Origin of the sequence: Pseudomonas sp. P5_109 (genome assembly GCF_034009455.1) — a bacterium.
Classification (GTDB): Bacteria; Pseudomonadota; Gammaproteobacteria; order Pseudomonadales; family Pseudomonadaceae; genus Aquipseudomonas.
This window is the reverse complement of sequence record NZ_CP125380.1, coordinates 4,206,894-4,231,270: the sequence shown is the minus strand read 5'-3', so window position 1 is coordinate 4,231,270 and position 24,377 is coordinate 4,206,894. Positions and strand designations below refer to the sequence as shown.

Genomic DNA, 24,377 nt, shown 5'->3' with positions numbered 1-24,377 from the left:
CGAAATACCCCGGACTTCCTGTAGGAGCGAGCCTGCTCGCGAAAAACTCCAGGGCAACGCGTTTTACCCGATTTACGCGTTATCGTTGACGACCATCGCCAGCAAGCCGGCTCCTACAAGGGACCGTGATCGCCAATGACTACCCTCGAAATACCCTGGATTCCCTGTAGGAGCGAGCCTGCTCGCGAAAAACTCCAGGGCAACGCGTTTTACCCGATTTAGGCGTTATCGTTGACGACCATCGCCGGCAAGCCGGCTCCTACAAGGGACCGTGATCATATCCAAAGGCCCCAGATTTTTAGCCTGATGTGAAAAAGCCCACTGAATCGGCGACGGTCGGTGGGCTTTTTTGAGGGCGCAGGTTAGTTCAAGACATCGAGGTGTTGGCGGCACCGAAGCGCTTGAGAATGTCCTGGTACATCTTTGTCCGCCGATGACCCTGGCCATATCCTCCAGCGGCAGCAACGGTGCCGGCCTGCACGTGATCCAGGTACTTGAAGATCTTGCCGGGCGAAAGAAACATGACCTTATAGCCAAGGTTGATCACGCGGTCTTGCAGCTCATAACCGGGCACACGATCATCGATCTGGAAATGCAAACCCTGCTGCTTCATCAGCTTGCAATTCCACAGGGTGCAGAAGCTTTTCAGGTAAGTCTCGGTGTAGGGTTTCGGTTCTTTTGAACGCAGGCCCAGGGACAGTTTCAGGCGGCGGAAATGGTGCTTGGCGAAGCGTGAGCTGAAGCGCCAGACAGTCCTTGGCAAGCCGCGATTGAGTTGCTCGGTGCAGCCGACCGCGATGACCTTTCGATCCCTGGTGCAGTGGTCCAACATCATCGCGAAGACGTCTGCATCGAAGACGAAGGTGTCGGTGTGCATCAGGAACAGATAGTCGGTATTGACCCTGGCCAGTGCCATGTCCAGCGCCTTGCCATGGGCGATGTGGCCCGGCTCTTTGCTGGGGGCGTCGCGTTCGATCAGGTTGATCCAGTCGAGTGAGCGCAAATACTCGCTGCTGGCGTCCGCCGAATCGTTATCGACCACCCAGACCGGGATTCCGGCTTTTCGTGCAGGCTCGCGTAACAGGTCCAGGCAGATCCTGGTCAAATCAAGGGTTTTGTAATTCACCAGAACGATGCTGAACGGAGGTTTTGCCATCTTCGAAATGCTCGACTAACCGAAAGTGTCGAAGATTAAACAGGCAACCTTAGCCCAAGCTTAATTTCACACCTCGACGACAAAGCACCGATTGTGGCGAGGGAGCTTGCTCCCGCTGGGGCGCGAAGCGGCCCCAAAAAAGTGGGCCAGCTGCGCAGTCCAGCGGGAGCAAGCTCCCTCGCCACAGGTACGGTGTTTGTCCTCCAGGACTTTTTGAGTGAAGTGCGGTTTACGGTTTGGCCTGGCTTTTCATCTTCTCTTCGATTTTCGCGTCTACCGCAGCGCGGATCTGGTCAATGCTGAAGCTCGCGGGTTTCTGGCTCGGCGGGTATTCGATGAAGGTTTGCAGGAAGCGCGCAGCCTTGGCCACGCCGGCGGCCAGCAGGTAGGAGTTTTTCACGAGCCAGTCGTTGTACTGATCCGAGACCAGGTCAGCCCGCTCATAGGGGTCCATGCGCAGGTTGAACAGCTTGGGCACGCGCAGCGGCACGAAGGGGCTGCTCCACACTGCAAAGCCGCCGGGTTCGCGCTGTTCGGCGAACACCACTTTCCAGTTGTCGAAGCGCATGGAGACCAGCACGCCGTCGTCGTTGAAGTAGTAGAACTCGCGGCGCTCACCCTTGGGTGCTTGGCCGGTCAGGTATGGCAACTGGTTGTAGCCGTCCAGGTGCACCTTGAAGCTGGTGCCGCCCGAGGTGGGTGCCCAACCCTTGAGCAGTTTGTCCTTCACCTCGGTATCGCCCGCCGCGGCGAGCAGGGTAGGGAACCAGTCCATGCCCGAGAATATCTCGTTGGACACTTCACCGGCCTTGATCTTGCCCGGCCAGCGCACGATTGCCGGCACCCGGTACGCGCCTTCCCAGTTGGAGTTTTTCTCGTTACGGAACGGCGTGGTCGCCGCGTCCGGCCAGGAGAACTGGTTCGGGCCGTTGTCGGTGGTGTAGACGACGATGGTGTTGTCGGCGATCTTCAGGTCGTCGAGGGTCTGCAGCAGTTTGCCGACGTCGCCGTCGTGTTCGAGCATGCCGTCGGCGTACTCGTTGCCGGGCATGCCGCTCTGGCCCTTGATCGATTCGCGCACGTGGGTGAACACGTGCATGCGCGTGGTGTTCATCCAGACGAAGAAAGGCTTGTCCGACTTGGCCTGTTTCTCGATGAACGCTTGCGCGGCCGCCGTGGTTTCGTCGTCGATGGTTTCCATGCGCTTGGTGGTCAGCGCGCCGGTGTCTTCGATCTTGCCGTCGGCGTAGCTGTGGATCACGCCCCGTGGGGTGCGGGATTTGACGAAGTCCGGGTCATCCTTGGGCCAGTACGGGCGCTCGGGTTCTTCTTCGGCGTTGAGGTGATACAGGTTGCCGAAGAACTCGTCGAAACCGTGGTTGGTCGGCAGGTATTCGTCGCGATCACCGAGGTGGTTCTTGCCGAACTGGCCGGTGGCGTAGCCCTGGGACTTGAGGGCCTGGGCGAGGGTGATGTCGCGCTTCTGAATGCCGATGGGTGCACCCGGCACGCCGACTTTAGTCAGGCCGGTGCGCAGCGGTGACTGGCCGGTGATGAACGACGAGCGCCCGGCGGTGCAGCTGTTTTCCGCGTAGTAGTCGGTGAACAGCATGCCTTCGTGGGCGATGCGGTCGATGTTCGGGGTCTTGTAGCCGACCACGCCCATGGAATAGGCGCTGATGTTGGTCTGGCCGATGTCATCGCCGAAGATCACCAGGATGTTGGGTTTGTCAGCGGCATTCGCCGCGATTGCCATGACCGTTGTCGCCATGAAGGCGAGTTTCGGCAGCCACTTTTTTATGCGAGTCATCTGACTGGCTCCTTGTTGACGGGCGTCGCGCAGGGCGACCGATCCCGATGTTCAAGGGTTGCCCGCGACGACACGCCACCCAAATCAGGTGGCACACATCCCTTGTAGGAGTTGGCTTGCCAGCGATGAGGCCCGAAAGATCGCTGCACAATTCAAGGCCGCCATCGCGAGCAAGCCGCCTCCTACGTCTGTTCAGATATTGCGGTTGTCGACGTGCAGCACCGCGCCGGTGACGCTGGCACCGGCGCCGCTGGCCAGCAACAACAAGGGGCCGTTGAGCTCTTGCAGCCCTGCGTCCTTGCCGCGTCCGGCGGCAATCACGTTGACCCGAATCCGGTGCGGCGTCAGCGACTGGGCCATGGCCCGGCTCATGCGGATCAGGCTGCTGTTGGCGCGCAAACACGGGTTGGGCTCGCTGATCGGGCGCGGTGGCGGGTCGATGTTGACGATGCTGCCGCCACGCTCGGCCTTGATCATGTGCCGGCTGGTGCAATGGACCAGGTGGTTGTTGCGCGCCAAATGTTCGCGCTCGGCGCTGTTGTTGATCAGCACATCGACGCTGCCGAAGCGCTCCTCGACGGCATCGAGTGCCGCCTCGATGCTGGGACGGCGGGTGCTGTCGAGGCTGACGATCAGCACTTCGCCGCCATCCCAGCGCAGGTCGGCTTGTAACTGCTCAAGCTGCGCAGGACATTGCGCGCCGAGGGCCACCCGGGCGCCTGCGAGGCTGATCAGCCGGGCGAAATGGGCACCGAGTTGCGTGGTGGCATCGGCCACCAGCACGGTTTTACCGGCCATGGAAAAGGGTTGCATGAGGTCGCTCATGAAACGGCCTCCAGTGGCGCGGCGCGGCGGGTAATGGCCGCACGGCGCACGGGTGTGCGAGGTGATGCGATGGGCATGGCGCCGAGCATTTTCAGCACCAGTTCCGAGTAATGGCGGATGACGTCGTCGATGCTCCAGCGGCCATCGGCCTGATACCAGACACAGGCGTGGGTGAGCATGTTGAACAGGGTCCGGGCCATCAATTTCGGTTCGGCGCAGCTCAGCGAACCTTCCCGAATGCCTTGTTCGAGTAGGTCTTGCAGGTCTTTGAGGTACACCCGGCGGGCCTGGCGCACCAGGGCCAGGGACTCTTCGTCCAGGCTCCGGTATTCCAGGTTGCCGAGTACTGCCTGGTCCTGATGTTCCAGGTGATAGCGCACATGGCAGGCCACGAAAGCGCGGAGTTTGCCATCGGCACGCGCTAAGGCAGGGCGGCATCGAGCCCACTCCTGGGACATTGTCTCGAAGTATTCGAGGATCAGCTCCAGCAGCAACTCACCTTTGCCCTGGTAATAGAGGTACAGCGTCGAGGAGTTGATCCCCGATTCGGCAGCCAGCTGACGCAGGCTCATCGACCCGTAGCCGTTACGCGAGATCAGTTTGATGGCTGCCAGGCGGATGGTGCTTTCAGTCATGTTCATGGTGTGATCCTGCGGTCATCAAACTCAATCAGAGTTGTGGCGAAAGAGCTTTTGTGGCGAGGGGGCTTGCCCCCGTTCGGGTGCGAAGCACCCGCAGAACCGGACAATGAGATGCGTCAGAAAAAATGCGATTGCCGGGTTTGGGGGGCCGCTGCGCAGCCCAACGGGGGCAAGCCCCCTCGCCACAAGGATTGGTGCTTATCGGTTATTGCAGATTGCCCGCCACCGCGATGGTCTGCGCCGTGATGTAGTTCGACTCCGGCGAGCAGAACAGGTACACGGCGTCGGCCGCTTCCTGCACGGTGCCCGGACGGCCCAGCGGGTTGCGCTGGGCGAACGACTTGGCGGCTTCCGGGCTGATGCCGACGCGGATGTCACGGCCTTCGATGTTCACCGTGGCGCCGGCGTGGGCATCAGCCTTGGTCATGCGGGTTTCGATGAAACCGAAGGCCACGGCGTTGACGTTGACCTTGAAGCGGCCCCATTCGCGGGCCAGCGCGCGGGTCATGCCGATCACACCGGCCTTGGCCGAGGAATAGTTCATCTGCCCGGCGTTGCCGTTGAGAGCCGAAACCGACGAGATGTTCACCACTTTGCGGAACACTTCACGCTCGGCTGCCGCGTCCGCCAGGGCCTGGGCCTTGATGATCGGGTAGGCCGCACGCAGGATGCGGAATGGCGCGGTCATGTGGCAGTCGAGAATGGCGTACCACTGCTCGTCGCTCATCTTCTGGATCACGTCGTCCCAGGTGTAGCCGGCGTTGTTGACGATGATGTCGATGCTGCCGAAGTTGTCCATCGCGGTCTTCACGTAGCGGTCACCGAAGTCCGGGGCGCTGACGTTGCCGTGGCACACGGCGGCTTCGCCACCCATCTTGCGGATCAACTCAGCGGTCTCGTGGGCCGGATCGGCGTCCAGGTCGTTGATCACGATGCGCGCGCCTTCGCTCGCCAGTTTCAGGGCGATTTGCTGACCGATGCCACGACCGGAACCGGTGACCAGTGCGACTTTGCCTTCGAGTTTTGCCATGGGGTGTTGCTCCTCAATTCTTGGGTTTGTTTACAGAGCGATCACGGCGTCACCAACGATCTTGGTCTCGCCGTATTGGTTGGTGGTGCGCACTTCGACCTTGATCCGTTGCTCGCCTTCGATGTCGAAGCGCTCAACGACGGTGCCGGTGCAGTTGATCTGGTGGCCCAGGTGGGTAATGCCGAGAAAGCGCACGCCGAACTCGCGCAACTGGCGCTGATCGACCCACTGGGTCAGCAAGCGACCGAGGTAGGCCATCGACAACATGCCGTGGGCGAACACGTCGGGCATGCCGGCCTTGCGTGCGTAATCGGTGTCGATGTGAATGGCGTTGTGGTCGCCCGACGCGCCGGCAAACAGCCCCAGCGTGGTGCGGTTGATCGGCGGTATCGCCAGCGGTGGCAGGCTGTCGCCGATGTTGATTTTTTCCAGGCTAATCGCGTTCATCAGTGTTCTCCGCTTCAGCTGTTGCGCTGCACGAGCACGCTGCGCAGGTCCGCGACGTGCTCACCATGCTGGTTGGTGACTCGGGTTTCGCGCACCACGAATTCCAGCGCGCCGCCTTTTTTGTCGTAGATGTCGGCGATGCGCACATCGAAACGCAGGGTGTCGCCGGCATAGGCCATGCGGTGATAACGGAACGACTCTTCACCGTGCAGGATGCGCGCGGTGACGATGCCCAGTTCGTCGCGCCAGGCGTTGGACGGGATCTGGAACTCCAGCGAGAACAGGAAGGTTGGCGGCAGCGGCAGGGCTGGATGCCCGGCGTCGCGAGCGGCCTGCTCGTCGAAGTAGACCGGGTTGGTTTCCCCGGTGGCCTTGGCGAAGAAGCGCAGTTGCCCGGCTTCGGCGGTGACGAGGAAGGTGGGCAACTGCTTGCCGATGTGTTTTTTGTCGATCATCTGAATGACTCCCTGGATCGCTGGCCGTTTCAGTTTTTCTGGTACACGGTGACGACGCAGGCGCCGCCCAGGCCGAGGTTGTGTTGCACGGCGATGCGCGCGTTCTGCACCTGGCGTTGCTCGGCGGTGCCGCGCAACTGGTGGGTCAGCTCGTAGCACTGCGCAAGGCCGGTGGCGCCCAGCGGGTGGCCCTTGGAGAGCAGGCCGCCGGACGGGTTGGTCACCCATTGGCCGCCGTAGGTGTTGTCGCCGTCGTTGACCAGTTGCTCGGCGCCGCCTTCGGCACACAGGCCGAGGCCTTCGTAGGTCAGCAGTTCGTTCTGCGCAAAGCAGTCGTGCAGTTCGATCACGTTGATGTCTTCCGGGCCGATGCCGGCCTGGTTGTAGGCGATATCAGCAGCCATGCGCGTCATGTCGAAACCGACCACGCGGATCATGTCCTTGGCGTCGTAGGTGCTCGGCAGGTCGGTGGTCAGGGCCTGGCCGGCCATCAGCACGTCGGTGCGCAGGCCATGCTTTTTCGCGAAGGCCTCGGACACCACGATGCTCGCGGCGGCGCCGCAGGTCGGCGGGCAGGCCATCAGGCGCGTCAACACGCCTTCCCAGAGCATCGGCGCGGCCAGCACTTCTTCGGTGCTGACCACGTTGCGGAACACGGCCAGCGGGTTGTTGGCCGCGTGACGGCTGGCCTTGGCGCGGATCTTGGCGAAGGTTTCCAGGCGGGTGCCGTACTTCTGCATGTGCGCGTAGCCGGCGCCGGCGAACTGGCGGATGGCGGTCGGCAGGTCGGGCATGCCCACCAGTTCGTTGGTCAGCTTGAGGGCGCGTTCGGTGGCCGGGGCGCGGTCGGTCCAGGCGGATTTCAGCGCACCCGGATTCATTTGTTCGAAGCCGAATGCCAGGGCGCAGTCCACCGCACCGCTGGCCACGGCCTGACGAGCCAGGAACAGCGCGCTGGAACCGGTGGCGCAGTTGTTGTTGACGTTGACCAGTGGGATGCCGGTCATGCCGACGCGGTACAGGGCTTTCTGGCCGCAGGTGGAGTCGCCGTAGACGTAACCGGCGTAGGCCTGCTGGATGTCACTGAAGTCCAGGCCGCAATCGGCCAGGGCCAGGCGAATCGCCTGCTCACCCATGATGTCGTAGGGCTCGTTGGTCCCCGGTTTCTTGAACTGGATCATGCCGACGCCAGCAACGAACACTTTATTGCTCATCGTTGTTTTCCTTGTTGTTTGAGAGATTCAGAGCTTGCGCGCGATCATTTCGCGCATGACTTCACTGGTGCCGCCGTAGATGCGGTTGACGCGCATGTCGACGAACGCGCGGGCGATCGGGTACTCCATCATGTAGCCGTAGCCGCCGTGCAACTGGACCATGTCGTCGATGCATTTCCACACGGTTTCGGTGGTGTGCAGCTTGGCGATGGCGGCTTCTTCGAGGGTCAGCCGGCGACGCATGTGTTCGCCCAGGTAGTAGTCGACCATCACCCGCAGGGCGGTGGCCTGGGCCTTGATGTCGGCGAGCTTGAATTTGCTGTTCTGGAAGTCCCACACGGTCTGGTTGAAGGCCTTGCGGTCCTTTACGTACTCGATGGTTTGCTCAAGCAGGCGCTCCAGCTTGGCGGCGGCGGAGACCGCGATGGAAAAACGTTCTTGCGGTAGTTCGCCCATCAGGTAGGTGAAGCCCAGGCCTTCCTCGCCCAGGCGGTTACCGACCGGCACGCGGACGTTGTCGAAGAACAGCTCGGCGGTGTCCTGGGCGTGCTGGCCGACCTTTTCCAGCTTGCGGCCATGCTTGAAACCGGCGCGGCTGGTCTCCACGGCAATCAGGCTGATGCCCTTGGCGCCAGCGGCCGGGTCGGTCTTGCACACGACGATCACCAGGTCGGCGGTCAGGCCGTTGCTGATGAAGGTCTTGCTGCCATTGATCACGTACTCGTCACCCTCGCGCACGGCGCTGGTGCGCACGGCCTTGAGGTCGCTGCCGGTGCCGGGTTCGGTCATGGCGATGGCGAGGATGATTTCGCCTGAGCAGATGCCTGGCAGCCACTTTTGCTTTTGCTCTTCATTGCCGCAGCGATTGATGTATGGGGCGATCACGTCGGAGTGCATGCCGAAGTAGGCACCGCTCACGCCGGCCCGGGCGAACTCTTCGTTGAACACCGCACAGTGGCCGAAGTCGCCGCCGCCACCGCCGTACTCGGTGGGCAGGGTGATGCCGAGCAGACCTTCGCGACCGGCCTTGAGCCAGGTTTCCCGGTCGACCTGGCCGGCCTTGTCCCAGGCCGCCTGGCGCGGCAGGCATTCACGCTCGAAAAAACGGCGCACGGTGGTGCGGAACATCTCATGGTCGTCGCGGAAAACGGTTCGGGCGATGTGCACGCAAGACTCCTCAAAGATAGCGGGCCGGCATTGGGCCAAGCGCCTGTGATTTGAGGGTTACGATAGGTGGGGGGCCGCGAGCGAACGCCACCCGAGGTGGGTGGCGGGCGGAAATTCAGAAGAACAGAGCGCGTAGTCCTGTAGGAGCGAGCTTGCTCGCGATGAACTCAAGGACACCGCGTTCATTCTGCGAGGGCGCGTTATCGTTGACGTCCATCGCGAGCAGGCTCGCTCCTACAGAGTGCTCTACAGGCCGGTATCGCTTTGCGATTCCAGATCCCGCACCCGCGCCACCGCTTCATCGCGGCTGCTGACGCCGAGCTTGCTGTAGATATGGCTCAGGTGCCATTTCACGGTTTCCGGGGACAGCCCCAGGGCGCGGGCGATTTTCTTGTTGGGCAGGGCCTGGGCCAGCAGGCGCACGACTTCGATTTCGCGCTCGCTCAGTGGCTCGATTCCGGCCGCCAGTGGTTTGCTGGTGGTCGCTGTCGCCGGCTTGGCCTTCGAGACCGTCGGGGCCGTGGCCTCGGCCGCCTGCAGGCGCTCGACGTAAAACGCCAGCACCGGGTCCAGGGCTTCACGGCTGGCGATATCGCCGATCAGTTTCAATGCATTCGGATGGGCGTCGAGCAGGCTGCGCACCAGGCCGAAGCGTTGGCCCCGGCGCAAGGCTTCCATGACCTTGTCCCGCGCCTGCTCATGGCGGCCCCGTTCGGTCTCGATCACCGCACTGAGCACCATCAGGCGTACCGTCCCAAGTTGGCGGCGGTGTTTTTCACACGTCTCGATCAACTGTTCGATGCGGATGGAGGCTCCGTCCAGGTCGCCCTGGGCGAGTTGCCAGCGAGCGCGGGCGTTCTCGGCCAGGATGTGGATTTCCTTGAGCGCCGTGTGCCCGGCATCCGGGTAACGCGCGTCGATGGCTTCCAGGCGCGCCAGCTTGGCCTGGGCTTGTGCGCTCTCCCCGAGAATCAGCAGCCAGCGCACCTGCCAGGTCAGGCAGTAGGCTTGCAGGCGCTCCAGGCCGAGTTTGATCGCGTACTCATCCAGGCGCTCGACAAACGCCAGGGCCTCCTGCTGGTTGCCCGCCAGCCATTGCACATTCCACAGCACTTGCAGCACACGCAGCACGGAATCGGGAATCGAAATCCGTTCGAGGATGTCGATCCAGCCCGAGAGCATGTTGAATGCGGCGTCGACATCGTTGGTCTCGTACAGCACCTCACCGAGCAGCGCGGCGGAGAGGTAGGTCGCGTCGGCACCGGCCTTGCCGCACTGGTTGGCCTCATGCAGCACGTCACGGTAAACCCGTTCCGCCTGGGTCATCTGGCCTTCGAGGGCCAGGCTCAAGCCAATCATGCAACGACCCTGAAGGCTGCCGGCGGTGGTCCCCAGCAGCGGCTGGCCATTGATCAGCAGGTTCGGGCGGTCGAGTTGTACCTGCCGGGCCTTTTCGTATTCGCCACGATGCATGTACAGCCAGGACAGGATGTTGGCGCAGGAACCGATGGCCACGCTGTTGCTGCCCGGCGGCGGGTTGAGCAATTGCGGCAGGACCGTCATGGCCGCGTCGGTGTCATCGCGTTGCAGGGCGAGGGAGGCGCGCAGCAGCGAGATCATGAAGCGGTCATGCACTTCGCTCTCGGGAACGTCGCGGAACAGTTGTTCGAGGCTGGCGGTGCAGGCCGCGAAATCCCGGGCATACAGCTGCATCCGCGTCTTCAGGATGCGCAGCTTGATCCGGGCCTGGACCTGCTCGACCGGCAACAGCCGCACCAGCTCGATCAACATGCGCAGGTCACCATGGGCGTACAGCGCTTCGGCGTGTTGTTCCACCAGGTCGGCGGCGGCAGCCGGGTCGCCGCCCATGACTGCATGGTGCACCGCTTCATCCAGGTGATTGTGCTCGCGGAACCAGTTCCATGCCCGCACGTGCACCGCTTGTTGCTCGGCCTTGCTGCGCGAGTCGAAATACTTGAGCAGGGTTTCGCGCAGCAATGGGTGCAGGCGATACCAGGTTTCACGCTCGGCGCTGTCGACCGGGATCAGGAACAGGTTGTCCCGCTCCAGCCGCGCCAGCAGCGCATTGGCGTCGTCGACCGCTTGCGGGTGACCGCTCAAGGCGGCGCACAACGAGGCGCAGAAGCGGTTGCACACGGCCATGAGCAGCAGCAGGTCGAGGTCGGTTGGCGACAGGTGGGACAGTACTTCGATTTCAAAGAACCGGGCGAAGGCCTGATTGTCCCGTAGCTCTGTTTGCACCGACGTGGTGTCCGTGACGGCGGGCGGGCGGTTCTTTTTGCGGCTGACGGCGAGCAGTTGCAGGCCGGCGACCCAGCCATCGGTCAGCTCGTGCATGAGCTTGGCGTCGCGGGCGTTGATCTCGCCCAACTGCGCCTTGAGGAACTGTTCAGACTCAACCGGGGTGAAGCGCAAGTCCCGCAGGTTCAGCTCCAGCACCAGCTCCTGGCTGCGCAACCGCGCCAGGGACAATGGCACGGCACTGCGCGACACCACCGCCAGATGCAGGTTGGCCGGGGCGTAGTCGATCAGCCATTGCAGGGCCTGGTGAATGCCCACGTCGGTGAGGTGGTGCAGGTCATCGAGGACCAGCACCAGTTCGCGGCCCCGGCTGGCAATGCTGCGCACCAGGGTGATGACGGTGCGCTCCACGGCTTCGCTGTCGATGCCGCGACCTTCCAGTTGCGTGGCTTCACGCACGAGCAGCGGGTCGATCTGGCCGAGGCTTGCCAGCAGATAGTCAAGAAAGCGCGTCAGTTCGTTGTCATCCGCCGACAGCGTCAGCCACGCCACGTCGAACCCCAACGGCAACAGCGCCTGGCGCCAGGCAATCAGGGTCGAGGTCTTGCCGCAGCCGGCCGGCCCCTTGAGCACGATGCAACGCAGGCGGCGGGCCTTGAGCATTTGATCCTGCAGGCGCTCGCGGGAAATCAGGCGTCCGGCGCTGCGCGGCGGAATCAGTTTGGTGCTGACGATCGGGGACTGTGTCGGATTCAAGACCTGGCTCGCGATAGTGTCCGATGCATTGGACTTGCGGTGTTTGTCCATGGGGCTGTCCGAATCATTTTTGTTTTAAGAGGGCACGAATCCACTCGAGTGTAACCCAGAGCCCGCCAGTCATGACCCTGACTTGTGCATCCACCACCCGATGCGGGTGGTCGTCGGCGAATCACGGATTGATCTACTGGACGGCATAACAACAGGAGTGCCGCGTGGCGCTCCATCAAAACCGCGGAGCAGCAGTGGAGCGCAGGAGTTAGCCCATGGCCATTCAGTTCAAGATCATCGATCACGTGGCACTGATCACGCTCGATGCGCAACAGTCGAACAATGCGCTGAGCGCCAGCGACCTGACGCACCTGCGCAAGACCCTGGGTGCCTGCCAGGATGACGAGCAGGTGCGGGTCATCGTCCTGACCGGTGCCGGTGAGCGCGCGTTCTGCAGCGGTGCCAGCCACAAGGAATCGCTGCTGGCGGCATCCGGTTTTGTCGCCGGTACCCTCAAAAGCCGCGAGACCGAAGCCGAGGAGGGCGGCTACAGCCGGCTGTTCGACCTCAGCGACCTGGACATCTGGAAACCGGTGATTGCCGCCATCAATGGTGCTTGCCTGGGCGGCGGACTTGAGCTGGCGCTGCAATGCGATCTGCGCATCGCGTCGATCGGCGCCACGTTCGGGCTGCCCGAAGTGTGCGACGCGACCATTCCGGCTGCCGGTGGCGTGCAGTACTTGCTGCGGGCGATTCCAGCGGCCCACGCCATGAAAATGGCCCTGACCGGGGAGTCGATCAACGCCGAGGAGGCCTTGACGATTGGCTTGATCATCGAGCGCCTGCCCCAGGACCGTGTCCTGCCGGCGGCCCTGGCCCTGGCCGAACGCATTGCCGCCAACGGCCCGCTGGCGGTGCAGTCGATCAAGCGCCTGGCCCTGCAGACCGCCCACCTGGCCCCCCGGGACTTCGTCACCCAGGCCCATCTGCATTGGGGCCTGCTGCGCGACAGCGAGGATCACAACGAAGGGCGCATGGCCCAGGTCGAGCAACGTCTACCGAAATACACCGGCACCTGATCCGCAGCGTCGCGTTCGTTACCTGACAACAATAATTCACAGGAGCACCTCATGTATCTGACCCAAGGCCTGCATCGCATGCTGCAGCAAAGCCCTCATGCCCTGGCGACGGTCTTTCGCGACCGCCGCCGCACCTATGCCGAACAGGCCGACCGGGTGGCGCGCCTCGCCGGGGCCTTGCAGCAACTGGGCATGCACACCGGCGACCGCGTCGGCCTGCTGGGCCTGAACTCCGACCGCTTCCTCGAGTATTTCCTCGCGACCTGGTGGGGCGGCGGCGTGGTCAACCCGGTGAACATTCGCTGGAGCGTGCCGGAAATCGTTTATTCGCTGGACGACTGCGACACGCGCATCCTGCTGATCGACGACACCTTCCTGCCCATGGCCGAGGGCATCGCCAGCAGCGCCAAAGTGCGGCCGTTGCTGATTCACATCGGTGACGGGCCATTGCCGCAGGGCATGCTGTCGTACGAACAGCTGATCCGTGACGCCACGCCCGTGGACGACGCCTTTCGTGGCGGCGACGACCTGGCGAGCATCATGTACACCGGCGGCACCACTGGCCGGCCGAAGGGCGTGATGCAGTCGCACATGAACCTGTGGTCGGCCGCCGTGGCCCGTGCGGCCGATGTGCCAGTGCCGACGGACGCCCTGACCCTGCACATCGCGCCAATGTTCCACCTGGCGGCACTGTCACGGGTGATCCTGATTTCCCTACTGGGTCTGCCGAGCATTTTCGTCCCGGCCTTCGATGCGCTGGACGTGATGCGCACCATCGAGCGCGAGCGCATCACCGAAATACTGATCGTGCCGACCATGCTGCAAGCGCTGATCATGCACCCCGATTTCGCCAAGCATGACCTGAGTTCCCTGCAAAGCCTGACTTATGGCGCCTCGCCGATTGCCGTGCCCTTGCTCGAACTGGCCCTGAAAGCCTTGCCGAACGTCGAGTTCACCCAGGGCTACGGCATGACGGAAGCGGCGCCGCCGATTTCCGCCAACGGTCCGGAGAACCACAGCGCCGAGGGCATTGCCAATGGTCGCCTGCGCTCGGCCGGGCGGCCGGGGCTGGGCGTCACGGTGCGCATCGTCGACGAAAATGACAACGAAGTGCCATGCGGTACTGTCGGCGAAGTGGTGGTGCGTGGCCCGAACATCATGCTCGGCTATTGGAACAATCCCGAAGAAACCGCCAAGGCCTTGCGCGGCGGCTGGATGCACACCGGTGACGGCGCCTACATGGACGCGGATGGCTTTATCTACATCGTCGACCGCTTCAAGGACATGATCGTCAGCGGTGGCGAGAACGTGTATTCCGGCGAAGTGGAAAGCGCTATCGCCAGCCACCCGGCGGTCGCCGCCTGTGCGGTGATCGGCATTCCCTGTGCCCAGTGGGGCGAAGCCGTGCACGCGGTGGTGGTGCTCAAGCCGGATAACGAGGTGGCAAGCACCCAGATCATCGAACACTGCCGTCGCCAGATTGCCGGCTACAAGACCCCGAAATCCGTGGAGTTCCGTACGGCGTTGCCGCTGTCCGGCGCGGGCAAGGTGCTCAAGCGCGATCTGCGCGAACCGTTCTGGGCCGGTAAAGACCGGGGCGTGAGCTGACAGCATGTACATGACCCAATGCCTGCAACGCACCCTGCAACAGGACCCGGAACACCTCGCCACTATCTTCGGTGACCGCCGTCAGACCTATCGCGAATTTGGCGAGCGCGTCGCGCGCCTGGCGGGGGCCTTGCAGACACTGGGCATGGCGGCCGGTGACCGGGTGGGCATGCTCGCGCTCAATTCCGACCGCTACCTGGAATACATCATGGGCGTGTGGTGGGGCGGCGGGGTGCTCAACCCGGTGAATGTGCGCTGGAGTGTGCCGGAGATTGTCTATTCGCTGGACGATTGCAGCACCGGCATCCTCATCGTCGACGAACACTTCACTGCGCTGGCCGAAGGCATTTGCGCCAGGGCGCGTCGTGCGCCGCTGTTGATTTACGCGGGGGACGGTGACGTGCCGGCCGGCATGCTGGGTTTCGAGCAACTGATTGCCGAATCCGCGCCGGTCGAGGACGCCGGGCGCGGCGGTGAAGACCTCGCCTGCATCATGTACACCGGCGGCACCACCGGGTTTCCCAAGGGGGTGATGCAGTCGCACCTGAACCTGTGGTCGGCGTGCATGCCACGCATGGTGGACATGCCGCCGATCCGCGACGGCCTGCTGATGCATGTCGCGCCGCTGTTCCATGTCGCCGGCATGGCCCGAGCGTTGATCCAGTTTCTGGCCGGCGAAAGTCATGTGCTGGTGTCGAGTTTCGATCCGCTGCAGACGTTGCAGATGATCGAGCGCGAACGGGTCACCGAGACGTTGCTGGTGCCGACCATGATCCTCGCGCTGTTGGCTCATCCCGACTTCGCCAATTATGACCTGAGCAGCTTGAAGCGCCTGACCTACGGCGCATCACCGAGTGCCGGGGATATGGTCGAGCAAGTGCTGGCGAAACTGCCGGACATCGAGCTGTCACATTCCTACGGCCTGACCGAGGCCTGCCCTGTGGTGTCGAGCAACCTGCCATGCAACCACACGCCAGAGGCGCGCATCAGCGGCCTTTCACGCTCGGTGGGGCGTGGCGGCCTGGGCGTCAATGTGAAGATTGTCGACCCGCAAGGCCAGGAGGTTCCGCGCGGCACGGTAGGCGAGATCGTCGTGCGCGGGGCGAACATCATGCAGGGCTACTGGAACAAACCCGAGGAAACCGCCAGGGCGTTGCGCGAGGGTTGGCTGTACACCGGCGATGCGGCGTGGATGGACGAGCAGGGCTATCTGTACATTGTCGATCGCTTGAAGGACATGATCGTCAGTGGTGGGGAAAATGTTTACTCGGCGGAAGTCGAGAATGTCCTCGCGCGGCACCCGGCCGTGGCGATGTCCGCGGTGATCGGTATTCCCCATGCGCAGTGGGGCGAGGCGGTGCATGCGGTGGTGGTGCGCAAACCGGGTGCCCGGGTCGATGAAGAGCAACTGCGCCTGCATTGCCGCGAATTCATCGCGGGCTACAAGTGCCCCAAGAGCGTGGAGTTCCGCGATGAACTGCCGCTGTCGGCGGCCGGCAAAGTCCTCAAGCGCGAACTGCGTATGTAGGAGCGAGCTTGCTCGCGATGGACGTCAACGAAAACGCGTACTGCCTGAATTGACGCGTCGTCCTTGCGTCCATCGCGAGCAAGCTCGCTCCTACAGGGAGCCGTGTTTCAAACCTTCTATTTCGCTACCCGATCCGGGTGGCTTCACCACCCACCCGCATCAATACAGTGGACTCACGAACCAGGCGCTTGTCTGCCTGGCAATCCACTGGAGATTCCGATGCACATCAACCGTACCGTCTACCGTGAAGACCACGAAATGCTGCGTGAAACCGCGCGCCGTTTCTTCGAGCGTGAATGCCTGCCCAAGCAGGCGCAGTGGGACGAGGCCGGGCAGGTCGATCGGGAAACCTGGCTCAAGGCCGGGCGCCACAACCTGTTGTGCCTCACCGTACCGACCGAATACGGCGGTGGCGGCGGTGACTTCGGGCACTCGGCGGTGCTGATCGAAGAGCTCTATCGCTCCGGGGTCTCGGGCTGGAGCCTGGGCGTGCATTCGGACATCGTCGCGCCGTACATCGTGCGCCTGGGCACCGAGGAGCAGAAGCAGCAATGGCTGCCGAAAATCTGCTCCGGCGAAACCGTGCTGGCGGTGGCCATGACCGAACCGGGCACCGGCTCCGACCTCAAGGCGATCCGCACCACCGCCGTGCGCGACGGTGACGAATGGGTGATCAACGGCAGCAAGACCTTCATCAGCAACGGCCTGACCTGCGACATGGTCGTGGTGGTGTGCAAGACCGACCCGAGCGCGGGCGCCAAGGGTTGCAGCCTGATCATGGTCGAGTGCAATCGCGAAGGCTTCCGTCGCGGGCGCAAGCTGGAGAAGGTCGGCCAGCACGCGGCCGACACCGCCGAGCTGTTCTTCGACGACGTGCGTGTGCCAGTCGGCAACCTGCTCGGTGAGGAAAACAAGGGCTTCATGCACCTGATGGAAGAGCTGCCGCAAGAGCGCCTGGTGATCGCCCTGTACAGCGCCGCCAAACTCGAACGCCTGCTGGAGCAGACCGTCGAGTACGTCAAGGATCGCAAGGCCTTCAACCAGACCGTCTGGGACTTCCAGAACACCAAGTTCAAGCTCGCCGACATCAAGGCCAAGGCCACCGCCGTGCGCCTGACCATCGACCACTACATCGCCGAACACATGCGCCGGCGCCTGACCGTGCAGGAATCGGCGATCGCCAAGCTGTACGCCACCGAGACGCTTTGGCAATGCATCGACGACATGGTCCAGCTGCACGGCGGCTACGGCTACATGCTCGAGTACCCGATTGCCCGCGCCTTCGTCGACATGCGCGTGACGCGCATCTTCGGTGGCACCAGTGAAGTGCTGCGCGAACTGATCGCGCGCCAGTTGTGATCCTTCCCCCTCATTTCCAGGTGACACCATGAGCGAAAAAGTACTGGTTGCCGGCGTCGGCATGATCCCTTTCCGCAAGCCCAGCGACAGCCCGAGCTATGTGCAGATGGGGGCCGAAGCGGTGCGTCGCGCCCTGGCCGATGCCGGCATCGACTACAACCTGGTGCAGGAGGTGTACGCCGGTTACGTCTACGGCGACTCCACCTGCGGGCAGACCGTGCTGTACGAAGTGGGCATGACCGGGATTCCGGTGGTCAACGTCAACAACAACTGTGCCACCGGTTCCACGGCGCTGTACCTGGCGCGCAAGGCCATCGAAACAGGTTCGGCCGATTGCGTATTGGCGGTGGGTTTCGAGCAGATGCAGGCCGGCGCGTTGAAGTCTCACTGGGACGACCGCCCGCCAACCCGTGAGCGTTTCCTGCCGATCCTGCGCGGCCTGACTGCCGACATGGACGGCATGCCCCAGGCGATCCGCACCTTCGGCGGTGCCGGGCGCGAGTACATGGACAAATACGGCACCCGCATGGAGACCTTCGCCGCTGTGCGCGCCAAGGCCAGCCGGCATGCCGCCAACAACCCGCTCGCCTTGTTTCGCAAGGTGCTCAGCGTCGAAGACGTGATGAACGACCCGGTGATTCTGCCAGGCGTGATGACCCGCCTGATGGCCTGCCCGCCAACCTGCGGTGGCGCGGCGGCGATCCTGGTGTCCGAGCGTTTTGCCAAGAAGCATGGCCTGCGCCGCGACGTGGAAATCGTCGCCCAGGCGATGACCACCGACACCCCCGAATCCTTCAATTTCGAAAAACCCTCGATGCTCGATTGGGTCGGCACCCACATGACCCACGCCGCCGTGGGCCAGGTCTACGAGAAGGCCGGCGTCGGCCCGCAAGACATCGATGTCTGCGAGCTGCATGACTGCTTCGCCCAGAACGAAGTGATCTGCTACGAGTCGCTGGGTTTCTGCCCCGAGGGCGGCGCCGAGAAGTTCGTCATGGACGGCGACAACACCTACGGCGGACAGACCGTGATCAACCCGTCCGGCGGCCTGCTTTCCAAGGGCCATCCCTTGGGCGCCACCGGCCTGGCGCAGTGCTACGAGCTGACCCAGCAATTGCGCGGCAATGCCGAGCAGCGCCAGGTCGACGGTGCACGCCTGGCCATGGCGCACAACCTCGGCCTGGGGGGGGCCTGCGTGGTGACGCTGTACGGAAAAACCGGCGGGTGAATGTCACCGAGCGTAACGCCCGGCGAGCACTGCGCTCACCGGGCTGTTACGTCGGACCCAACCCGGCGAACAACACCGTTTCAAATCACCCGTTCGGGTGTGAGGAGCGGACCAGAGCCCCACTAGCATGGGCTCTCCAACACTTAATCCTTAACCGGAGAAACCGCATGACAACAAAAACAATGCGCGGAGTCTTCCAGCCGAGTCTGCTGGCCGTCGCTGTGATGGTTGCCGCTTGCGCGAGCAATCAGGCTCACGCTGTTGATTTCAACATCGGGGAAATCCAGGGAAATTTCGATTCGTCGCTGTCGATCGGTGCGAGCTGGTCGACGGCTGATCCAGACAAGCAATTCATCTCCAACTTCAACTCCCAGGGTGTCACCGGCGGCAAGTCCTCGTCCCGGACCACCGATGACAATCGCCTGAACTTCAAGAAGGGTGAGACCTTCTCGAAGATCTTCAAGGGCGTGCATGACCTGGAGCTGAAGTACGGCGACAGCGGCGCCTTCGTGCGCGGCAAGTACTGGTACGACTTCGAGCTGATGGACGAGAGCCGTCCGTTCTATGACATCAACGACTCAGGACGCGACCGTGCGGCCAAGTCGTCCGGCGCGATGTTCCTCGACAGCTTCGTCTACCACAACTACACGATCGGCGATCAGGTCGGCAACGTGCGCCTGGGCAAGCAAGTGGTGAGCTGGGGCGAGAGTACCTTCATCGGCAACTCGATCAACAGCATCAACCCGATCGACGTCGCGGCACTGCGCCGCCCGGGCGCGGAAGTGAAGGAGGGCCTGATTCCGGTCAACCTGCTCTACGTGTCCCAGGGCTTGGCCGACAACATCACCGCCGAAGCGTTTTATCAGCTGCAATGGGACAAGTCGGTGGTGGACAACTGCGGCACGTTCTTCGGCAGCGACGGCGTACCCCAAGGCTGCGACGACCGCCTGGTGATCGCCGGTCTCGACCTGCCGCCGGGCGTGGCGAAGAACACCGGTGGCTTGGCAGCCATTGCCGCGGGCACCGATGACGCCTTCATTCCGCGCCTCAAAGACAACGATGCACGCGACAGCGGTCAGTACGGCCTGGCCTTGCGCTGGTACGTGCCAGAGGCCAATGACACCGAGTTCGGTGCCTACGCGATGAACTACCACAGTCGCAGCCCGTTCCTCAGTATCAACCAGATGAGCAACCCGGCCGGTGGCGTCGCTTCGGCGCGCAGTGCCCGCTACTTCATCGATTACCCGGAAGACATCCGCCTGTATGGCTTGAGCTTCCAGACCAACGTCGCCGGCGTCTCGCTCGGTGGCGAAGTCAGCTACCGGCCGAACATGCCGCTGCAACTGAACACCGCTGACCTGCTGTCTTCGGCAACCTTCGGTGCGACGTCGCCGCTGATCACCACCGGTTTCGCCGGACGTACCCTGGGCGGCGAGGTCAATGGCTACAAGCGCATGCCGGTGACCCAGGCACAGGTGACCGCCACGCAGTTCTTCGATCAGGTCTTCGGCGCCAGTCGCCTGACCCTGGTGGGCGAGGTGGGTTACAACAAGATCAACGGCCTGGGCAAGGCGGACGGCACGGACTTGCGCTTCGGTCGCAGCCCGGCCTTCGGTTCCGGTGAACTGCCGGGTGCTGTGGGTGCCGCCACTTGCCGTGGCACCGCAGCGGGCCTGCCCAACGCCAGCAACCCGGCGCAGGAATGCAACAACGATGGTTTCTACACCAGCAGCAGCTGGGGCTATCGCCTGCGCGGCAAGCTCGATTACCCGAACGTGATCGCCGGCATCAACCTGTCGCCGAACATCGCCTGGTCCCATGACGTCCAGGGCTACGGCCCGAACTTCGATGAAGGCTCCAAGGCGGTCAGCGTCGGTGTCGATGCCGACTACCAGAACACCTACACCGCCAGCCTCAGTTACACCAACTACTTCGGTGGCGATTTCAATACCAACGTCGACCGCGACTATGCCGCGCTGAGCTTCGGCGTGAATTTCTGATGCAACCCTGCCAGAGGAACCTGAACATGAACGCACGTTTAATGCTGCGCGCTGGCGCACTGAGTCTGTCATTGCTGGCCAGCGGTGTAATGGCCGCTGTTACCCCGCAGGAAGCCGCGCAACTGGGTACCACTCTGACGCCACTGGGCGCGCAGAAAGAGGGCAATGCCAACGGCAGCATTCCTGCCTGGACCGGTGGCCTCAAACCCGGTGCGGCGGCACTCGACAATGGTTTTCTCGGCGATCCGTTCGCCGGTGAAAAACCGCAGTTCGTGATCACGGCAGCCAACGTCGACCAGTACAAGGACAAGCTGACCCCCGGCCAGCTGGCGATGTTCAAGCGCTACCCGGACAGCTACAAGATCCCGGTGTTCAAGACCCAGCGCACCGCAGCCTCGCCGCAGAACATCTATGACATTGCCAAAAAGAGTGCGGTGACCACCGAACTGACCCCCGATGGCAACGGCCTGGAAAACTTCACCCAGACCCGCTATTACCCGTTCCCGATTCCAAAGAACGGTGTGGAGGTGTACTGGAACCACACCAACCGCTATCGCGGCGGCAACATGGAACGCATAGCGGCCCAGGCCGCTCCGCAAACCAACGGGTCTTATTCCATCGTCGAGTACGAGGACAAACTGGCCTTCCCGCAATTGATGGAAGGCGTCGATGCCGGGCAGGCCGACAATGTCCTGTACTACTACAAACAGGAAATCACCGCGCCGTCACGCATGGCCGGCAGCGTGATCCTGATCCACGAGACCATCGACCAGGTCAAGGAACCGCGCCTGGCGTGGGTCTACAACGCCGGTCAGCGCCGGGTGCGCCGTGCTCCGCAAGTGGCGTATGACGGGCCGGGCAACGGCTCCGACGGCATGCGCACCGCCGACAACACCGACATGATGAACGGCGCGCCGGATCGTTATGACTGGAAGCTGGTGGGCAAACAGGAACTGTACATCCCGTACAACAACTACAAGTTGCAATCGCCGAAGGTGAAATACGACGACATCATCAAGCCGGGGCACATCAACCAGGACCTGACGCGTTATGAGCTGCACCGCGTCTGGCACGTGCAGGCCACGCTGAAGCCGGGGCAGCGCCACGTGTACGCCAAGCGTGACATGTACTTCGACGAAGACACCTGGCAACTGGCCGAAGTCGATCACTACGACGGTCGTGGCCAGCTGTGGCGTGTCGCGGAAGGTTATGCGGTCAACGATTACGAGCGTGGTGCGTCGAACTTCGCCATGCTCGGCATCTACGACCTGATCGCCGGGCGCTACAACGTGTTGGCGATGACCAACCAGTCCAGGCATGCCACCACCTACGGCATGACCGCGAAAATGACCGACTTCACCCCGGCGGCGCTGCGCAACGACGGCATTCGCTGACCGCTTGTCCCGCTTCGCACAACGCCCTGCTTGCAGGGCGTTGTGCGTTGATACCCACCTGATGCGGGTGGCGCCTGAACAGCCGACTGGCCCAATGATGGAGTTCACTTTCCATCCATGAGGTCCGCCATGTTGGTGCCACGACCGCATCTGTGCGACGTACTCGAGAGCAAACCTTGCCGCTTGCAACTGCTTTGCGCGCCTGCCGGGTATGGCAAGACGTCGGTTTTGCAGGAGTATTTGCAGGGTGTCGCGACGGTGGGGCGGGTGGTGTGGGTGTCTTTGGGTGGGCAGCTTCAGACGCTGGAGCACTTCATTGCACGATTGGCGGGGGCGTTGGGGTTGGCGGTTGATACGGCGGCGGATGGGGTGCTGGCGTTTCTCGATTCAGGAGTGTCGGTGCCTGTTACACCCCTTTCGCGAGCAAGCCCGCTCCCACAGTTGACCGCGTTCCCCTGTGGGAGCGGGCTTGCTCGCGAAGAGGCCCTTGCTGACAGCGAAGATCTCAAGCTAAGCCTGATCTTCGACGACCTGCCGGCACAGCTGCCGCCAGACCTGAACCACTGGTTCGACCAACTCCTGTCCCTGAAAAAACCGCACCTGCAAGTGCTGGTCACCTGCCGTCAACGCCCGGACTGGAATTTGCCGCGCCTGATGCTGACCGGCCAACTGCTGGAGCTCGATGCCCGGCAACTGGCCCTGCGCCCCGACGAATTCGAATCGCTGATCGATGCCCTCGCGCCGCACACCGATGCACTGTCCAGGGAAAAGCTCTGGCATGAGACCGGCGGGTGGTGCGCCGGTGTTCGCCTGTCGCTTTCGGCTCCCTTGCTCGGTCAGTACCTTGAGCGTGAACTGCTGTCGCGGCTCAGTGAAGAGCAGCGCGAGGTCTTGTGTGGCCTCGCGCATTTGTCTCGGGTCAGTGCCGACCTCTGCGAACAGTTGTGGGAAGGCCAGCAGGGCGGTCGGGTGTTCGACAGCCTGCTGCACGGCCAGGCCTTTGTGTTCCCGATCGATCAACAACCTGGCTGGTTCCGGCTGCTACCCGTCGTAGCCCGGGTGCTACAGCAGCAGATGACCGGCCTGGCACTGAACCGCTTGCGCTTGCGAGCCTGCCAGTTGCTCAGCGTGCTGGGGCATGTCGACGATGCCGTCGAGCAGGCGTTATGCGCCGATCAGCCCGAGGTGGCGGCCAATTACATGGAGCGCTTGTGGCTGAGCTGGATCCTCGGCGAACGGCATCTGAACAAGCTGATGGACTGGCGCGAGCGTATCGAACCGCAATTGCTGCACAGCAGCCCGCGCCTGATTTACCTGTGTGCCAAGGCGTTGTTGTTCAGCGGGCGGCTGGACGAAGCCGGTGATTGCCTGATGCGACTCGGGCACTTTCTGCCGTTGGCCGATACGCGGCGCAACCAGCGCCTGCTGGCAAACTGGCAGGCCTTGTACGGCACCTTGCAGGCACAGCGCGGCCATGTCGATCCGGCGCGCCTGCATTGTCGTGCGGCCCTTGACTACCTGACGGCTGAGGATTGGCTGTCGGTGCTGTTGTGCCATTGCATCCTGGCACGCATCGCGATGGATGCCGGCGACCTCGTCGAGGCCCAGTCGCTGCTGGATCACTCGCTGGAGCTGGCCCGACGCCAGGGCAGCCATGAATCGGAGGTGCTGGTCAACGTCGACCGGGTGCGCTTGCTGATGCTTCAGGGGCAGTCGCGGCTCGCGCAATCGCTGGTGCGCAGCGAGCTCAACCGGTTGACCGTCAGTACGGGACAGCCTTATCCGTTGCGCGGTCGACTGTTGTTCCAGCAAGGCGAGTTGTTGTTGCAACAGGGCCACGTCAACGAAGCCGAGGTGGTGGTGCAGGCGGGGCTGTTGCAGGTTCGCGACTGTTGCGCGCCTTTTGTGCTCAACGCCTATCTGCTGTTATCGGAAATCGCCGCTCGCAGCCATGACCTGGAAAAGGCCCGCTGGCATTTGCATGAAGCCGAGCGGCGCATGCATTGGGGCAAGGTCCACGCGGCGTGCTACCAGGGGCCGATCGCGCGACAGCAAGCCAGGATCGCCGCCCGCGAGCAACCGGCCAACGACGACAAAGCCTCGCCTGCGCGCACGAGCGGCGTGCCGGATTACCAGGACGACCTGACACCGCGCGAGGTGTCGGTGCTCAAGTTGCTCGCCGAAGGCATGTCGGTACGCGAAGTTGGCAGCCGCTTGTTCATCTCGGAAAACACCGTGAAAACCCACGCCAAGAACATCAACGTCAAGCTCGGCGCATGCCGTCGCACCCAGGCGATCAACAGTGCCAAGGCCATGGGCATCCTGGCTTGAGTCCATCGACGTGACGCCACCCACCCGGTCCGGGTGGCGGCGCGGCGCCAGCGATGATCAACCATGCAGCCAGACCCTGCGCATCGCAGCCCCGCT

At 62.9% G+C, this 24,377-nt stretch carries 18 protein-coding genes; 8 read left to right on the top strand and 10 right to left on the bottom strand.

What is annotated here, in order from left to right:
• Nucleotides 1-367 precede the first annotated feature (367 nt).
• The 10 genes from QMK54_RS18930 to QMK54_RS18885 all read right to left on the bottom strand — a co-directional run bounded on the left by QMK54_RS18930 (nucleotide 368) and on the right by QMK54_RS18885 (nucleotide 11,814).
• Nucleotides 368-1,156: a glycosyltransferase family 2 protein gene (locus QMK54_RS18930; protein WP_110662371.1), complete on the bottom strand. Its 789-nt coding sequence runs from the start codon at nucleotides 1,154-1,156 to the stop codon at nucleotides 368-370.
• A 229-nt stretch (nucleotides 1,157-1,385) separates the two neighbouring features.
• Complete coding sequence (locus QMK54_RS18925) at nucleotides 1,386-2,966, bottom strand: arylsulfatase (protein WP_320401112.1); 1,581 nt, start codon at nucleotides 2,964-2,966, stop codon at nucleotides 1,386-1,388.
• Nucleotides 2,967-3,158: 192 nt separating this feature from the next.
• On the bottom strand, nucleotides 3,159-3,791 hold the full coding sequence (locus QMK54_RS18920; protein WP_110662970.1) for an SDR family NAD(P)-dependent oxidoreductase: 633 nt from the start codon (nucleotides 3,789-3,791) through the stop codon (nucleotides 3,159-3,161).
• Entirely contained in the window at nucleotides 3,788-4,432 is a 645-nt protein-coding gene (locus tag QMK54_RS18915; protein ID WP_110662968.1) for a TetR/AcrR family transcriptional regulator, read from the bottom strand. The genes QMK54_RS18920 and QMK54_RS18915 overlap by 4 nt, the downstream gene beginning before the upstream one ends.
• Nucleotides 4,433-4,637: 205 nt before the next feature.
• A complete protein-coding gene (locus tag QMK54_RS18910) occupies nucleotides 4,638-5,462 on the bottom strand; it encodes an SDR family NAD(P)-dependent oxidoreductase (protein WP_110662922.1) in 825 nt (274 codons plus the stop codon).
• Between the two features lie 30 nt (nucleotides 5,463-5,492).
• The gene (locus QMK54_RS18905; protein ID WP_320401111.1) at nucleotides 5,493-5,909 is read right to left on the bottom strand and encodes a MaoC family dehydratase; all 417 of its coding nucleotides are present in this window, start codon (nucleotides 5,907-5,909) and stop codon (nucleotides 5,493-5,495) included.
• 14 nt (nucleotides 5,910-5,923) lie between these two features.
• Nucleotides 5,924-6,364, bottom strand: coding sequence for a MaoC family dehydratase N-terminal domain-containing protein (locus tag QMK54_RS18900; RefSeq protein WP_110662918.1), 441 nt, complete (start codon nucleotides 6,362-6,364; stop codon nucleotides 5,924-5,926).
• Nucleotides 6,365-6,393: 29 nt separating this feature from the next.
• Nucleotides 6,394-7,578: a lipid-transfer protein gene (locus QMK54_RS18895; protein WP_223594908.1), complete on the bottom strand. Its 1,185-nt coding sequence runs from the start codon at nucleotides 7,576-7,578 to the stop codon at nucleotides 6,394-6,396.
• Between the two features lie 27 nt (nucleotides 7,579-7,605).
• A complete protein-coding gene (locus QMK54_RS18890; protein ID WP_320402933.1) occupies nucleotides 7,606-8,706 on the bottom strand; it encodes an acyl-CoA dehydrogenase family protein in 1,101 nt (366 codons plus the stop codon).
• A gap of 285 nt (nucleotides 8,707-8,991) precedes the next feature.
• Nucleotides 8,992-11,814 (bottom strand): LuxR C-terminal-related transcriptional regulator, encoded by a 2,823-nt coding sequence (locus QMK54_RS18885; protein WP_320401110.1) that lies wholly within the window; start codon nucleotides 11,812-11,814, stop codon nucleotides 8,992-8,994.
• Nucleotides 11,815-12,029: 215 nt separating this feature from the next.
• Between QMK54_RS18885 and QMK54_RS18880 the strand changes: the two genes are divergently transcribed.
• The 8 genes from QMK54_RS18880 (at nucleotide 12,030) to QMK54_RS18845 (ending at nucleotide 24,281) form a co-directional block, all read left to right on the top strand.
• A complete protein-coding gene (locus QMK54_RS18880) occupies nucleotides 12,030-12,833 on the top strand; it encodes an enoyl-CoA hydratase/isomerase family protein (RefSeq protein WP_320401109.1) in 804 nt (267 codons plus the stop codon).
• Nucleotides 12,834-12,884: 51 nt separating this feature from the next.
• Nucleotides 12,885-14,441, top strand: coding sequence for an acyl-CoA synthetase (locus QMK54_RS18875; RefSeq protein WP_110660998.1), 1,557 nt, complete (start codon nucleotides 12,885-12,887; stop codon nucleotides 14,439-14,441).
• Between the two features lie 4 nt (nucleotides 14,442-14,445).
• The gene (locus QMK54_RS18870) at nucleotides 14,446-15,969 is read left to right on the top strand and encodes a long-chain fatty acid--CoA ligase (protein ID WP_320401108.1); all 1,524 of its coding nucleotides are present in this window, start codon (nucleotides 14,446-14,448) and stop codon (nucleotides 15,967-15,969) included.
• 219 nt (nucleotides 15,970-16,188) lie between these two features.
• Nucleotides 16,189-17,328, top strand: a complete 1,140-nt coding sequence (locus QMK54_RS18865) for an acyl-CoA dehydrogenase family protein (RefSeq protein WP_150718276.1) — start codon at nucleotides 16,189-16,191, stop codon at nucleotides 17,326-17,328.
• 28 nt (nucleotides 17,329-17,356) lie between these two features.
• On the top strand, nucleotides 17,357-18,556 hold the full coding sequence (locus QMK54_RS18860; protein ID WP_320401107.1) for a lipid-transfer protein: 1,200 nt from the start codon (nucleotides 17,357-17,359) through the stop codon (nucleotides 18,554-18,556).
• A 167-nt stretch (nucleotides 18,557-18,723) separates the two neighbouring features.
• Nucleotides 18,724-20,556 (top strand): DUF1302 domain-containing protein, encoded by a 1,833-nt coding sequence (locus QMK54_RS18855; RefSeq protein WP_223594927.1) that lies wholly within the window; start codon nucleotides 18,724-18,726, stop codon nucleotides 20,554-20,556.
• Nucleotides 20,557-20,582: 26 nt separating this feature from the next.
• Nucleotides 20,583-21,950, top strand: coding sequence for a DUF1329 domain-containing protein (locus QMK54_RS18850; protein WP_320401106.1), 1,368 nt, complete (start codon nucleotides 20,583-20,585; stop codon nucleotides 21,948-21,950).
• Nucleotides 21,951-22,079: 129 nt separating this feature from the next.
• A complete protein-coding gene (locus QMK54_RS18845; RefSeq protein WP_320401105.1) occupies nucleotides 22,080-24,281 on the top strand; it encodes a helix-turn-helix transcriptional regulator in 2,202 nt (733 codons plus the stop codon).
• Nucleotides 24,282-24,377 lie beyond the last annotated feature (96 nt).